This is a genomic window from Alkalibacterium sp. f15, from assembly GCF_049389645.1.
In the GTDB taxonomy this organism is placed as follows: Bacteria; Bacillota; Bacilli; order Lactobacillales; family Carnobacteriaceae_A; genus Alkalibacterium.
Map to the genome: position 1 here is coordinate 1512702 of NZ_CP186540.1, position 13232 is coordinate 1525933.

Annotated in this window: 15 protein-coding genes; 10 read left to right on the top strand and 5 right to left on the bottom strand. The window is 40.6% G+C overall.

Annotated elements, in window-relative coordinates; all coding sequences use genetic code 11:
- Window positions 1–72 precede the first annotated feature (72 nt).
- Window positions 73–1008 (top strand): aldo/keto reductase, encoded by a 936-nt coding sequence (locus tag ACO1PF_RS07475; RefSeq protein WP_423188444.1) that lies wholly within the window; start codon window positions 73–75, stop codon window positions 1006–1008.
- Between the two features lie 184 nt (window positions 1009–1192).
- On the opposite strand, the gene ACO1PF_RS07480 is transcribed toward ACO1PF_RS07475, so the two are convergent.
- From ACO1PF_RS07480 to ACO1PF_RS07490, 3 genes are all read right to left on the bottom strand, one after another.
- Complete coding sequence (locus ACO1PF_RS07480) at window positions 1193–2071, bottom strand: coiled-coil domain-containing protein (RefSeq protein ID WP_423188445.1); 879 nt, start codon at window positions 2069–2071, stop codon at window positions 1193–1195.
- A gap of 125 nt (window positions 2072–2196) precedes the next feature.
- Window positions 2197–3093, bottom strand: a complete 897-nt coding sequence (locus tag ACO1PF_RS07485; protein ID WP_423188446.1) for a glycine betaine ABC transporter substrate-binding protein — start codon at window positions 3091–3093, stop codon at window positions 2197–2199.
- 215 nt (window positions 3094–3308) lie between these two features.
- Entirely contained in the window at window positions 3309–4205 is an 897-nt protein-coding gene (locus tag ACO1PF_RS07490; RefSeq protein WP_423188447.1) for a glycine betaine ABC transporter substrate-binding protein, read from the bottom strand.
- Between the two features lie 684 nt (window positions 4206–4889).
- Between ACO1PF_RS07490 and ACO1PF_RS07495 the strand changes: the two genes are divergently transcribed.
- Window positions 4890–5726: an SMP-30/gluconolactonase/LRE family protein gene (locus ACO1PF_RS07495; protein WP_423188448.1), complete on the top strand. Its 837-nt coding sequence runs from the start codon at window positions 4890–4892 to the stop codon at window positions 5724–5726.
- A gap of 152 nt (window positions 5727–5878) precedes the next feature.
- Here ACO1PF_RS07495 and ACO1PF_RS07500 read toward each other — a convergent pair whose 3' ends face one another.
- The gene (locus tag ACO1PF_RS07500) at window positions 5879–6265 is read right to left on the bottom strand and encodes a DUF302 domain-containing protein (RefSeq protein ID WP_423188449.1); all 387 of its coding nucleotides are present in this window, start codon (window positions 6263–6265) and stop codon (window positions 5879–5881) included.
- Window positions 6266–6449: 184 nt separating this feature from the next.
- On the opposite strand from ACO1PF_RS07500, the gene ACO1PF_RS07505 reads away from it, so the two are divergent.
- The 3 genes from ACO1PF_RS07505 to ACO1PF_RS07515 are packed head-to-tail and all read left to right on the top strand — an operon-like array spanning window position 6450 to window position 8334.
- Window positions 6450–6653: a PLD nuclease N-terminal domain-containing protein gene (locus tag ACO1PF_RS07505; protein ID WP_423188450.1), complete on the top strand. Its 204-nt coding sequence runs from the start codon at window positions 6450–6452 to the stop codon at window positions 6651–6653.
- Window positions 6653–7570, top strand: coding sequence for an ABC transporter ATP-binding protein (locus tag ACO1PF_RS07510; protein ID WP_423188451.1), 918 nt, complete (start codon window positions 6653–6655; stop codon window positions 7568–7570). The genes ACO1PF_RS07505 and ACO1PF_RS07510 overlap by 1 nt, the downstream gene beginning before the upstream one ends.
- A complete protein-coding gene (locus tag ACO1PF_RS07515; protein WP_423188452.1) occupies window positions 7567–8334 on the top strand; it encodes an ABC transporter permease subunit in 768 nt (255 codons plus the stop codon). Before ACO1PF_RS07510 ends, ACO1PF_RS07515 begins: the two co-directional genes overlap by 4 nt.
- A gap of 59 nt (window positions 8335–8393) precedes the next feature.
- On the opposite strand, the gene ACO1PF_RS07520 is transcribed toward ACO1PF_RS07515, so the two are convergent.
- Entirely contained in the window at window positions 8394–8897 is a 504-nt protein-coding gene (locus tag ACO1PF_RS07520) for a hypothetical protein (protein ID WP_423188453.1), read from the bottom strand.
- 168 nt (window positions 8898–9065) lie between these two features.
- On the opposite strand from ACO1PF_RS07520, the gene ACO1PF_RS07525 reads away from it, so the two are divergent.
- The 5 genes from ACO1PF_RS07525 to ACO1PF_RS07545 all read left to right on the top strand — a co-directional run bounded on the left by ACO1PF_RS07525 (window position 9066) and on the right by ACO1PF_RS07545 (window position 13102).
- Entirely contained in the window at window positions 9066–9566 is a 501-nt protein-coding gene (locus ACO1PF_RS07525) for a cupin domain-containing protein (RefSeq protein ID WP_423188454.1), read from the top strand.
- A gap of 229 nt (window positions 9567–9795) precedes the next feature.
- Window positions 9796–10974 carry an acetyl-CoA C-acetyltransferase gene (locus tag ACO1PF_RS07530; protein WP_423188455.1) on the top strand — a complete coding sequence of 393 codons (1179 nt, stop codon included), beginning with the start codon at window positions 9796–9798 and terminating at the stop codon, window positions 10972–10974.
- 10 nt (window positions 10975–10984) lie between these two features.
- Window positions 10985–11647, top strand: coding sequence for a CoA transferase subunit A (locus ACO1PF_RS07535; protein ID WP_423188456.1), 663 nt, complete (start codon window positions 10985–10987; stop codon window positions 11645–11647).
- Window positions 11640–12299, top strand: coding sequence for a 3-oxoacid CoA-transferase subunit B (locus tag ACO1PF_RS07540; protein ID WP_423188457.1), 660 nt, complete (start codon window positions 11640–11642; stop codon window positions 12297–12299). Before ACO1PF_RS07535 ends, ACO1PF_RS07540 begins: the two co-directional genes overlap by 8 nt.
- 26 nt (window positions 12300–12325) lie before the next feature.
- Window positions 12326–13102 carry a 3-hydroxybutyrate dehydrogenase gene (locus ACO1PF_RS07545; RefSeq protein WP_423188458.1) on the top strand — a complete coding sequence of 259 codons (777 nt, stop codon included), beginning with the start codon at window positions 12326–12328 and terminating at the stop codon, window positions 13100–13102.
- The last annotated feature ends 130 nt before the right edge of the window (window positions 13103–13232 follow it).

Sequence of the window (13232 nt, forward strand, 5' to 3'; positions counted from 1 at the left end):
TCAGTGGATTCTTTGTGAAAAGGTATGTAATATTGATAATAAGAAGAAAAAAATTTAGGGGTGAAAAGATAAATGAAAAAACGCATGATGGGTAATACAGGTATTGAAGTATCAGAAGTTGGTTTTGGTGCATGGCAGTTAGGCAACGAAACCGATTGGGGAAAGATGGCCGATGAGGATGCAATCGGTTTAGTTCACGAAGCGTTGGAGGCCGGTTGTAATTTTTTTGATACAGCACCTAACTATGGATTTGGAAAAAGTGAAGAGCTCCTAGGCAAAGCCTTGAAAGGAAGAAGAGACCAGGTCGTTATCAGCAGTAAATGCGGTCATCACACGGATGACGTACAGAGCTTTGAACCTGAAAAACTGCTGGAATCTGTCGAAGGAAGCCTCAAGCGGTTGAATACGGACTACCTTGACAGTCTCCTCCTGCATAATCCACCGTTTTCTGCGCTCGATCAACATTCACCGCAATTCGAAATGCTTGAAAAACTGAAAAAGCAGGGGAAAATCAGAGCCTACGGGGCTTCGGTGGATACAGCCAAAGAAATCAATGCACTACTGGATAAAACAAACAGTCAGATTATTGAAGTCATGTTTAATGCTTTTTATCAGGAACCACTGCCTGCAATGAAACGTGCCTATGACGAAGGTGTCGGTCTGATCGTGAAAGTACCTTTAGACTCCGGATGGCTCACGGGTAAATATGATGCGAACACTACCTTCACGGGTATCAGAAGCCGATGGAGCAAAGAAGACATCAAAAAACGTGCGGAACTAGTGGATAAAGTTCGTGGCATAATAGGTGAAGACGAGTCGATGGTTAAAGTCGCCTTGCAGTATATCCTGTCATTTAAGGAAATATCGACGGTTATTCCGGGTGCTAAAAATAGTCAGCAATTACAGCAGAATCTTTCTGCCTCGAAAGAGCTCTTGTCAGAAGATATGATGCAGGCATTAAGAGGCTTATGGATTGAAGAAATAAAAGGTAAATCGTTACCCTGGTAAGAATTTCAGGAAAAGTAAAGACTAACTAAGAAGAAGAAACAAGCCGAATAGCCTCATCTTTGGGAGTCCTCAATGGTGAAAGCCATTGAGTTAGGCAAATACAGTTACGGCTATTGAAAATAAAAGAATAAATAGCGGGAAAGCTCAATTTTTAATGAGCTTTCCCGCTATTTCAATATTATATTTAGTAATACAACTGCAACTCTTCTAGCTGTTTAACTAAGGTCACTTTGCTGTCCTGAAGGTGCTTTTGAATACGTTCGACTTCGATATAGAGGGTATCAAGATTAGCTTTATTTCGCTGAATGGTATCTTTGGTACTCCAGTCTGAAAAGATATTATCGAAAAAGACATCAAACACGCGTCTCATTTGACTAAGGTTTTCATAGTCCAGAACATTTTGCAGATCAACATCTTTCAGTTCTTTCTTGTAGCGTTCAATTAATCCTTCTAGATAAAAGAGTTCTTCTTCAGCCTGATCGATTTTATCATACTTGAACATATCGATCAGGAAACTGTCAGTGAACATATCCCAGGTGGCTAAAGAGTCAGCGGAATCTAGCTTTTCTAATGTCGATTTCAAACCGCTTAAGACACTCTGTCCGGCATTCAATGCTTCACTGATTTCTTGGATGTCTGATTCCAGTTGGAGTTGCTGTTCTTCTTTCCGGGAAAGGTCTTCTTGAAAATCAGGATCTGTCACTTTCAACTTTTCTTTTAAAGTGTCCAGCTCAGCTTTAAGTTGATCGATTTCTTTGACTATACGTGAGAGCTCATCGCGAGATTCCAAATACAAAGCAGACGTTTCATCTAAATTTAGTTTAGCTTTGATTTGTTCCTGTTTTTCTTCGTAAAGTTTCTTGTCCTGTGTACCAATAACTGTTCTCAAAAAAGTAGTTAGAGACTGAGCTTCCAGCTTTTCAACATCAGCTTTTTCTTTCTGGAAAACTGCTTTTGCTTCATTGTATCTAATTTCGTTTAATTGAAATCGTTCATTTGCTGATTTCTTTTTCTTCAGCAAGCGTTCAAACTTTAATCGCAATGTTTCATATGTATGATTCATGATTTCCTCCTTAAGTCTTTTCATAATTATAGCATAGAGCTTTCTTAAAAAAAGGGGTCTCTGGTTATATTTATGTATGAAAAAAAGGCTCAGGAATTGATCCTGAGCCTTTTAAACGTTTCGTATTATTCTTTAGGTTCCAGGTCTTCGATGGAATCAATGTCCATATATTCAGGAACAACTAAACCAATAACGGTTCCTTCCATGTTAGGTCCCAGGTCAATGATCTGGTCACCATATTCTTCCAGATAAGCACCTTGTGTCGTTGGTAACCATGGAGCAACGGTTGCGTCAACTTCACCTTGAGCTAATGCCTGGAATAGGATAGATGGATCGACGTTAGTTAACGTGACATCAAAGCCGTGCTCTTCCAGTACTTGAGTAATGACTGCTGAGGAAGCACGTTCAGAATCCCAAGGGAAAGAACCGAGTTCTATTACCTGTCCATCCACTTCATCCACGCCTTCAGTCCAGGAATCAACGGTTTCTTGGTTTTGTTCGATCCAATCAGCGGCGGCTACATCAAAATCTGTTTCCAGCGCAGCTAACATGATTCCCTGCATATCATCGACTTCCCATGAGAAATTGTCTAGGATAGCATAAGCTTCGGGTCTATCTGCTTCCAAGCCTTCACGCGTCATGGTGTGAACAAATTCTGCGTCACCAAAAACGTTTTGTGGATCTTCCAGGAATTTCAAGTCATACAATTCAAATTTATAGTGAGGGGTCCAGCCGGTCAATACGATTGGTTCTTCGTTACTGATAGCTGATTCTAACTGACCCATCATGCCTGCCGTTGAGCTTGTTTCCAATTCCCAACCTGCTAAGTTTTCATATTCCTCTAAAGATGCCTCTGCTCTTTCAGTTATCCCGGCACCGGGTTCGATTCCTGTAATGGTATATTCAAGTTGGTCACTTATGCTTGCATCTCCATTATCCGCTGCATCGTCAGCGCCACAGGCTGCAACCAGTAATGACATTGAAGCAAGTGCGACGAGTTTTAAAGGTATTGTCTTTTTCATAATAATTCCTCCTGTATTGATTTGATTTAAATTTATTTAAAGTTTATCAATGTTTCATAAAACTATCATGAATGATTTCACACACATTCCAATGTTAGCATACAATTAAATGTCTATAAACTGATATGTGCTCACAAAAGGATATAGACGGTTCAATTTAATATTTTCCGTAAAAAAATCGGGAAGTTTCTTCCCGATTTTAGTTGATTCTTGTATTAGTCATTTGCAGGTATGTCTTCAATGGAATCGATATCCATGTATGCAGGTACTACAAGACCTGAAACCGCACCTGGCAGGTTAGGACCTAAGTCAACCAAATCATCTCCATATTCTTCCATGAAGGCGCCATGAGTGGTGGGTAACCATGGTGTAACGGTCGCATCGGCTTCGCCTTGTGCCAAGGCTTGAAATAAAATAGATGGATCGACACTAGTCACGTTTACATCAAAACCGTGATTTTCAAGTACCAAGGTCATGACATGAGCAGAAGCACGTTCTGTATCCCATGGCATGGAAATGAGATCGATGGACTGGCCATCGCTTTCTGGAACACCATCGGTCCATTCATTTACTAAGTCCAAGTTTTCGTCGTACCAGTTTTGAGCTGCTTCTTCAAAGGGGAGCTCTTGAGCTTCTAGAACAACTTGCTGCATATCTTCTATTTCCCAAGCGAAATTGTCCAAAATAGCGGTAGCATCAGGCATGTCATCTTCAAGCCCGATACGGGTCATGGTGTGAATGTTTTCAGATGCACCAAAAGATTGTTGTGGATCTTCAAGTATTTTCAAGTCATAGATTTCAAATATGTGATGGGGCTGCCATCCTGTGATGATGATCGGTTCTTCATTCTGGATAGCTTGATCAAGTTCGACCATCATACCGCCTGTTGAACTTTCTTGAAGCTCCCAACCGTCTAAGTTATCATATTCCTCAAGTGTTGTTCGTGCGCTCTCTGTAATACCAGAGCCTGGTTCAATACCAGTAATCGTATAATCCATTTGTTCAAACATAGTCGTGTCTTGGCTGTCTGCTGAGCCATCATTGCCACACGCGGCGATCAATAATGAAACAGAAGCTAATGATACTATTTTCAAAGGTGTTATTGTGTTCATCTAAATCCTCCATATATTTATTTGCTTGATATTCCAGCAAATAGAAATTATTACTTTCATGAAAATTTCAGAAAGTTTTTATTCTCATGTATAACCTTACCACATATCTTTTTCACATGCAAAACTGTCTGCTAGACCTAACTGGTTTTTGGGATGTGCGTATTTCCGGGCTTTTTCTGACCAGAGACATGTAACTACACTAAAACCTAGTAGTTGCATGTGAAAAATAAAAGTCTGACCAGTGGTGTTCAAGAGGTTGCTATGAACAAGAAAATGAGAGAGTATTTAATGAAATTAGTATTCTTTAAGAAGGCTATTTTCCTTTTTTGATAAAAAATAAGTTGGATTATTACTAAAAAAATATATTGAAATCAACCAAATAAGAGACTGATTTGGTAGGAACCCTTTTTTTGCTTTGAGGATAGTGGCGGGTGAAATGGTTTTACAAATATGAAAGTATTTAGCCATCAGCTTAATTATTAAGACCGGACCGATCTGTGGACGCGGGTACTCAGGATGAGCAAGGATCTCCTGTATAGTATCTATCGTGGAAGTCCTCTTTCTAAATATTCTGTCCTCATTATAAAGGTGTCAAAATCAGAGTGAAATAAGAGCTAAAACTAGCAATATTCTCCCTTTCTGGTGTATAGTGAAAACGATAACATAGTTAAAGGAGAGGACGACATGTACCGTTCAGATATGTTTACACCTGAGTTGGTTTTTTACTCAGGCAGTTCGCTACTCGAAGGGCCGGTTTGGGATGCAGAAAATGAGCTGATATATTGTATATCGATCACGGATGAAATTATTTATCAGGTGAACCCCAACACAACTGAAATCAAAACCTTTAAAACAGATGGACACATAGGCGCGCTTGTTCTTGATCCAGAAGGGATGCTGCTTTCTGCTGAGAAAAATGGTATCTTTCGAATCGATCCGGAAACAGGAGAACGCACCCTGATCACTCACCCTAACAAAGATGGACGGCTAAGGTATAATGATGGGAAAATAGATCCCAAAGGACGGTTTTTCGTTGGGACGATGGGACAAGATGAAATGATCGAAAATGCTGCCGAACTATTCGTCATTGAAAACGGCGAAGCTGAAGTCGTTTTAAATAATCTTTCTTTATCAAATGGATTAGGCTGGTCTAATGACGGCAAGACCTTCTATCATATCGATTCGGCAACTAAAACTGTTAAAAAATATGACTACGATAGTGAAAAGAAAAAGATATCCAATGGAAAAGTTTTGATTGAGCTAACGGAAGGAAGCACTCCTGACGGTTTGTGTGTCGATATCTGTGACGATATCTGGGTAGCTGAATATGGCGGTGGCAAAATTTGTAAGTGGGATACAGAAACGGGTGAAAAAATATTTGAAATTCCAATGCCTGCGACAAACGTGACGTCCTGCTGTATCGGCGGGCAATATAATGAGTATCTCTACGTTACTACAGCTAAAGATCAAGAAGATGATGAAGATCTGTCAGGCGGATTATTTAGAGTGAAAATCAGATAATCAATAAGAATGCGGTAAAATGCGCAAAAGCCCGACATCCGCTTTTAACTAAGTGGATGTCGGGCTTGATTTTACAACGTGTGTTATAGAATTGATTTGATAGAGATTACAGAGGCTGAAAGTAGCTCATCTTCATTTTCCAAATAGGCTGATTATACTGCAGCTTTGACCGCTTTAACTAAGATGTCTTCAACTTTAACGGCAGCAGCATGTAGCGAATCATTTTCAACCATATCGATAAGCACGGTTGGTTTCAAAACACCTGCATAGACAGCGTCTTCTTTTTCATAAACAACGACTTTACACGGCAGTAAGTAGCCCGCTTCAATTTGTTCGTCCAGGACTTCTTTAGCCAGTTTAGGGTTACATACCTCTAAAACAGTGAAGTTGTTAGCAAAATCAAAGCCTTTGCCCTCTATTTTATCTTTCAGGTTCACTTCATAGAGTACCCCGAAAGAGTTATCTGTGATGGCCTGTTTTAGTTTTTCCAATGTTTCTGTGTATGAGTGTGAGCTTTTTTCTTCGAATGCATAATTCATATGATAATTTCCTCCTACTGTTAAATATCTTACCTTTATCATTGTCCCTTAAATAATATGAAATAGCAATTCATATGCTTACAAAAAGTAAGGATTGTTTGCTGGGAAATAGGTCTTAAGTCCCTGGCATTTTAAGGGGGTTCATGGTTAAATTGAAACATAATAAACTTAAAGGAGCAAAATCATGTCACTTAATATTATGGAATATTTACCAATTATTATCCCGTTAGTAATTTTGCAATTGATTCTGATGGTGACAGCACTACTTCACCTGATCAAAAATGATCGATTGGAACAGAACAATAAAATTGTATGGGCACTTGTTATTATCTTTGTTAATTTGATCGGACCGATTTTATATCTCATATTCGGAAGGAAAGAAGACTAATGGCAGTTTTGGAAATCAGTCATTTAAAAAAAGCTTTCGGTAAACAACCGGTATTAGAGGATGTGTCTTTCTCGGTTGAAAAAGGATCTATTTTTGGTTTTATTGGAAAAAACGGGACAGGCAAAACCACCACGATGAATATCGTGTTGGGCTTGCTGAAAGCAGAGTCCGGCGAAGTGAAAGTAAACGGTGAAGTCGTTACTTATGGTGATACCAAGACAAATCGTTTTGTCGGTTATCTGCCGGATGTGCCGGAATTCTATCCTTTTTTGACTGCTCGAGAATTTATGCAGTTAAGTTTAGATGTGAGTGGTTCAGAAAATAAAGATGGGCATCAAAAAATCTCGGAATTATTAACGATGGTGGGACTGGAAGACACAAACAAACGTATCAGCAATTACTCACGCGGCATGAAGCAGCGGCTGGGTATTGCCCAAGCTCTAATCAATGATCCGGTATTACTTATTTGTGATGAGCCAACGTCGGCGCTGGATCCGATTGGAAGAAAACAGCTGTTGTCAGTGCTTGAAAAAGTGAAAGAGAAAACGACGGTCGTCTTTTCGACGCACATACTTAGCGATGTTGAAGCGGTGTGTGACGAAGTGGCTATTTTAGATCGGGGCGTGATCGTGAAACAAGGTTCTCTCAGCGAGTTGAAGGGTCTGCTGTCTACAGAGAGGTGGAGCGTCACTTTGGGAACACTCGAAGAAGCGGCCAGGGTGAAAGAAGCGCTCGTTGACGGTGATAAAGTTTTCAACGTGATCCAAACTGATAATAGTGTGGAAGGTGAAACAACGAATGCTAAACAGGCCATACGTTTGATTATGGAAGTTGTCATGGCGTTAGACATCGTACCTGAAAAGATCGAAAGAAAAGAACCAACGATGGAAGAAGTTTTTCTGGAGGCGACAAAATGAGAGGGACGCTGGCTTTTTTCAAAAAGGAAATCATCGAACATATAAGGAATTATAAACTGTTCATCTTTTTTATCGTTTTTGCCATAATTGGGATCCTCAGTCCGCTGAGTGCTAAATTCTTGCCTGAACTGCTGGAGGGTTTGATGGATGAAAACATCACCATTATTTTGCAGGAACCCACTTATGTCGATTCATGGATGCAGTTTTTCTCAAATATCAATCAAATCGGTCTGGTCGTAATGGTGCTTGTTTTCAGCCCAATGATGTCTCGGGAATATGAAAAAGGGACGCTGGTTCATATGGTTACCAAGGGTTTACCGCGGCTAGCCATTTACAGCGCGAAATTAAGCATCCTTTACTTGAGTTGGACCATATTTTACTGGTTCAGTTTTGCGATCACATTGGGTTATACCTACTATTATTTTCCAGACAGCTCAACAGAAGGTTTGTTTTTATCCACGTTCAGTCTGTATGTCTTTGGACTGATGCTGCTGGCTTTACTCTTGTTTTCCGCTATTTTGTTCGAGAGCACCTTTGCTCCTTTATTATCCGTAGCAGGCTTTCTCGGGTTACTGTTTATAGGCGAATTGATTCCATTGATTCAGGAATGGAGCCCATTGCAGCTTAGTGGCCGCAATGTAGAGTGGTTGACGGGTGTGGGACTGGATCAGGAAATGATTCAAAGTTTCGGTTTAACAAGCATCCTCATCCTTTTGTTTATCATAGGCGGGGGCATCGTCTTCAAGAAAAAAGCAATCAATTAGAAAAAGTCATGGGTCTCTACATAATCTGTAGAGACCCATGACTTTGTTGCTGTCAAATATTAAGTGAACTGAACGTAAATATTCAATCCAAAGGGGACTTCATCTTCAATGACTGCTTCTTTTTTGCGGTCATACATCATATATGGACCGCCGGTAACGTAAACAAAAGCAGTGAGTAAATAGCTGTCTTGATAAGACTGGACCGTTTTGGCTAATTCTTCCGGCAGGTAGCCTAAAGTGATGTTCTCGATTTTAACCAATATTTTCCCTTTAGCTTTATTAACAAGATCGACATTGACTGTCGTAATGGTTTCAAACTTAAAGGCTTGTTTCGATAGGGGAGTAAAATCATCCTTCGTTTTACCCGAATAGAAATTTTTGAATGGATCTTCTTCTACCATCTGTTCTACGATCTTGTCGACCGTTTCTTCGTCTGCCTGCAAATCTTTATCTGTGATCTGTAATTCGTGTTTGACAGCATGTTCGTCACTGTTTTCTGATTTGCTTGAATCTCTTGAAACGGAATCGCTCTTTTTACTTTTAAATATATCAAATAGTCCCATGATCAATCTCCTTTTCAAAAATCGCTGTACTATAAGAATACTGAAAGTGCTTTATTTAGTCAATTGATGATTTGAAATCAATTGATCATTCAGATCAAGGGCTATGAGTTGAAGTAATATTAAAGCGATGACAAACTATCAGTATAATATTTTTTGGGAGGAATTTTAATGGTAAAAACATACAGAATAGTAGAGAATCCACCATTTCCAAATCACCCACTGCCGGTGCTTTATTATCCTCATGCTTTAGACGAATTGCTTGAACAGTCCGATCCTGCTGAAAGAGTGAAAGCCTTCTTCAATAACAATGGCTACAGTAACAGCTGGGTAAATGGTATTTATGCTCATCATCATTTCCACTCGAACACCCATGAAGTATTGGGTTGTGTCGCTGGAAGAGGGAGAGTTCAGCTGGGTGGCCCAGGCAATGATGAATATCCTTTCAATAAAGGAGACGTCATACTCTTGCCGGCAGGAACGGCACATAAACTGACCGATTCCACAGATGATTTCAAAGTGGTGGGGGCGTATCCTAATGGTATGGATCCCGACATGCAACGTGGAGAGGCGCCCGATTATGATGAAGTCCAGAAAAGAAGTTACGATGTCTTGGTTCCGGCCACCGATCCTGTAACGAAGTTTGAAGGGCCTGTACATGAATACTGGTAAGTTTAACTGAAAAAAAGCGCTGGAGGTTTGCTTCCAGTGCTTTTTTTGTCTAGAATATGAACCGTTTACATATAAGGTAAACTTATACTGGATATAAAAATAAACAGTTAGACTTTTTCTTGGATAGCCTATATGATTGTCTTGTAAGCGATACCAAGATGATTTAAGAATAACGTAATTTATTTTAATTTATGCTAATTAGATTATAAAATATTATAGGAGGCGTAACATGAGAGAAGTTGTCATAGTCCAAGCAGCACGTACACCGATTGGAGCTCACGGAGGAGCATTGAAAGGTGTTTCAGCAGTAGATTTAGGAGTGACCGTTGTAAAAGGTGTTATGGAGAGAGCGAAACTTGATCCGAGTCAGGTTGATGAATTGATTTTTGGGAACGTTTTAAGTGCTGGGTTAGGGCAGAATGTCGCAAGACAAGTGGCCATCTATTCTGGGATTCCGGAAGAAGTACCGTCGTTTGCTTTAAATAAATTATGCGGCTCAGGACTTAAAGCAGTCGCTCTTGCAGCGCAAGCCATCATGGTTGGCGATGCGGATGTCATTATTGCAGGCGGAACTGAAAGCATGAGTAACGCGGCTCACGTCATGGAAGATGCACGCTGGGGTAAACGCATGGGGGACATGAAAGTCGTCGATACAATGCTTAAAGACGGTTTGATAGATGCCTTTAACGATTATCACATGGGTATCACAGCTGAAAATATCAATGATAAGTACGGATTCACAAGAGAAGAGCAGGACAAATTCTCTTTAACCAGTCAAAACAGAGCAGAAGCAGCGATCAAAGCCGGTAAATTCAAAGATGAAATTATTCCTGTTGAAGTGCCGCAGCGTCGTGGAGATCCTGTCATTGTTGACACAGATGAATATCCAAAATTTGGCATGACCTATGAAAAACTGGAAAAAATGCGTCCAGCATTCAAAAAAGACGGATCTGTCACAGCCGGTAATGCTTCAGGGCTCAATGATGGCGCAGCAGCTTTGATCTTGATGAGCAAGGAAAAAGCGGAAGAGTTAGGTATGAAACCACTCGTTACTTTAACAGCTTATGCAAGTGCAGGTGTGAGCCCGACGATCATGGGATGTGGACCGATTCCAGCTACTCAAAAAGTATTGAAAAAAGCGAATTTAACTGTTGAAGATTTAGATTTGATCGAAGCGAACGAAGCATTTGCGGCTCAGTCACTAAGCGTCGTTAAAGACTTGAACTTGAATACGGACATCGTCAACGTCAACGGCGGAGCGATCGCCTTAGGCCACCCGATCGGAGCAAGTGGTGCGCGCATCCTGGTTACACTGATTCACGAAATGCTGAAGAGAGACTCTAAAAAAGGTCTTGCCACATTATGTATTGGCGGCGGTCAAGGTATTGCCGTTACAGTAGAACGATAGGAGGATAAGGATGGACAAGGTTATAGGAATTAAAGAAGCAATCAAAGATATCAGAGATGGCGATACAATTATGATCGGTGGCTTCATGGCCAATGGTGCTCCAGAAAAATTAGTGGATGCTCTGATTGAAAAAGGGGTCAAAGATATCATCTTGATCAGCACAGATACCGGCTTGGTGACAACCGGATCAGGCAAGCTGATCTCTAGAAAATTAGTAAAAAAACTATATGCTTCTCATATTGGAACAAATAAAGAAACCGGCCGTCAGATGAACGAAGGCGAAACAGAGGTCGAACTCGTTCCCCAAGGCACATTGGTCGAACGTATTCGCGCCGGGGGATACGGTTTGGGTGGTATTTTAACAAAGACTGGCTTAGGAACATTAGTTGAAGAGGGTAAACAGAGAATTACCGTTGATGGCGAAGAATATTTACTTGAAACCCCATTAAAAGCGGATTTCGCACTTATTCACGCAGCAAAAGCGGACCGCAACGGGAATCTGGTGTACAAAGGATCAACAAACAACTTCAATAATGTCATGACTGCAGCAGCAAATGTGACGATTGTCGAAGCGGATGAAGTGGTTGAAAACGGAGAGATCGATCCGAACTTTGTGCATACGCCAGGCGTATTTGTCAATCATGTCGTGGATGGAGGTGCAATCAATGGATAAATTAGAAATGCAGGAGTTTATTGCAAAACGTGTAGCAAAAGAACTGGAACACGGCTTAGTTGTCAACTTGGGTATCGGCTTGCCAACGAAAGTAGCGAACTATGTCCCAGAGGGTATTGAAGTTATTTTCCAGTCTGAAAATGGGTTTGTCGGATTAGGTACAACACCGACGGAAGAAGAAATAGATCCCAACATCGTCAATGCAGGCGGCATGCCTGTTTCGATTAAACCGGGTGGCGCATTCTTTGACTCATCTACTTCCTTTGGAATCATTCGTGGCGGACACGTCGATTTAACTGTGTTAGGCGCTTTACAAGTTGATGAAAAAGGAAACATCGCCAACTACATGATCCCTGGAAAAATGGTACCTGGTATGGGCGGCGCAATGGACCTGCTTAGTGGAGCTAAAAAGGTAATTGTGGCAATGGAACACACTGCCAAAGGAAGACATAAGATTTTGGGAGAATGTAATCTTCCGCTCACCGCTTTAGGAGCAGTTGATAGTATCATCACCGAAATGGGTGTGATCAAAGTAACGAAAGAAGGACTACTTTTAACTGAAATCAATCCGGGATTCACTGTCGAAGAAGTACAGGCGGCCACGGGAGCAAAACTTTATGTAGACAAAGAATTAAGAAAAATGGAAGTATAAAAATATTATAAATGGAGGAATAAAACATGGTAGAAGGAAAAGTTGTTTTCATTACAGGCGCAGCAAGTGGGATCGGCCATGCAATCGGTTTGGAATTTTTAGAGAACGGTGCGAAAGTTGTCTTCACTGACGTCAATGAAGAAAAACTGAATGAAGTAACAAAAGCATTACAGGATCAGGGAAAAGACTGCATAGGTATCAAAGTCGATGTAACAAAAGAAGAAGACATCAAAAATGCGTTTGACAAAACACTCGAAAAATATGGTCGTTTAGATGTTTTACTTAACAATGCTGGTTTGCAACATGTTTCACCAATCGAAGATTTCCCTACAGAAAAATTCGAGTTTATGATCAAAGTCATGCTGACTGCCCCATTCATGGCAATCAAACATGCAATGCCGATCATGAAAGAACAAAAATTCGGACGTATCTTGAATATGGCTTCAATCAACGGCTTGATCGGATTTGCCGGCAAATCAGCTTACAACAGTGCGAAACACGGCGTTATCGGCTTGACTAAAGTAACAGCTTTGGAAGCGGCTGAATACGGTATTACAGTTAACGCTATCTGCCCAGGCTATGTTGACACACCGCTTGTTCGTGGACAGTTGAGTGACTTGGCTGAAACCCGCAATGTTCCTTTGGAAAGTGTACTGGAAGATGTCATTTACCCATTAGTACCTCAAAAACGTCTACTTGATGTATCTGAAATTGCGCACTTAGCTTTATTCCTGGCAAGTGACAATGCAAAAGGCATAACTGGTCAGGCATCAGTGCTTGATGGCGGTTATACTGTTCAATAATTTTCGAATAAGGTAAGGAGAAACGGTAGAGACAGCTTAAGTCTATTTCTACCGCTGTTTCCTTGTTAATAACTGTAAGATCAAAAGGTATAGGGAATGCCTACAGTATTAAAATGAAGTTCGATTAATT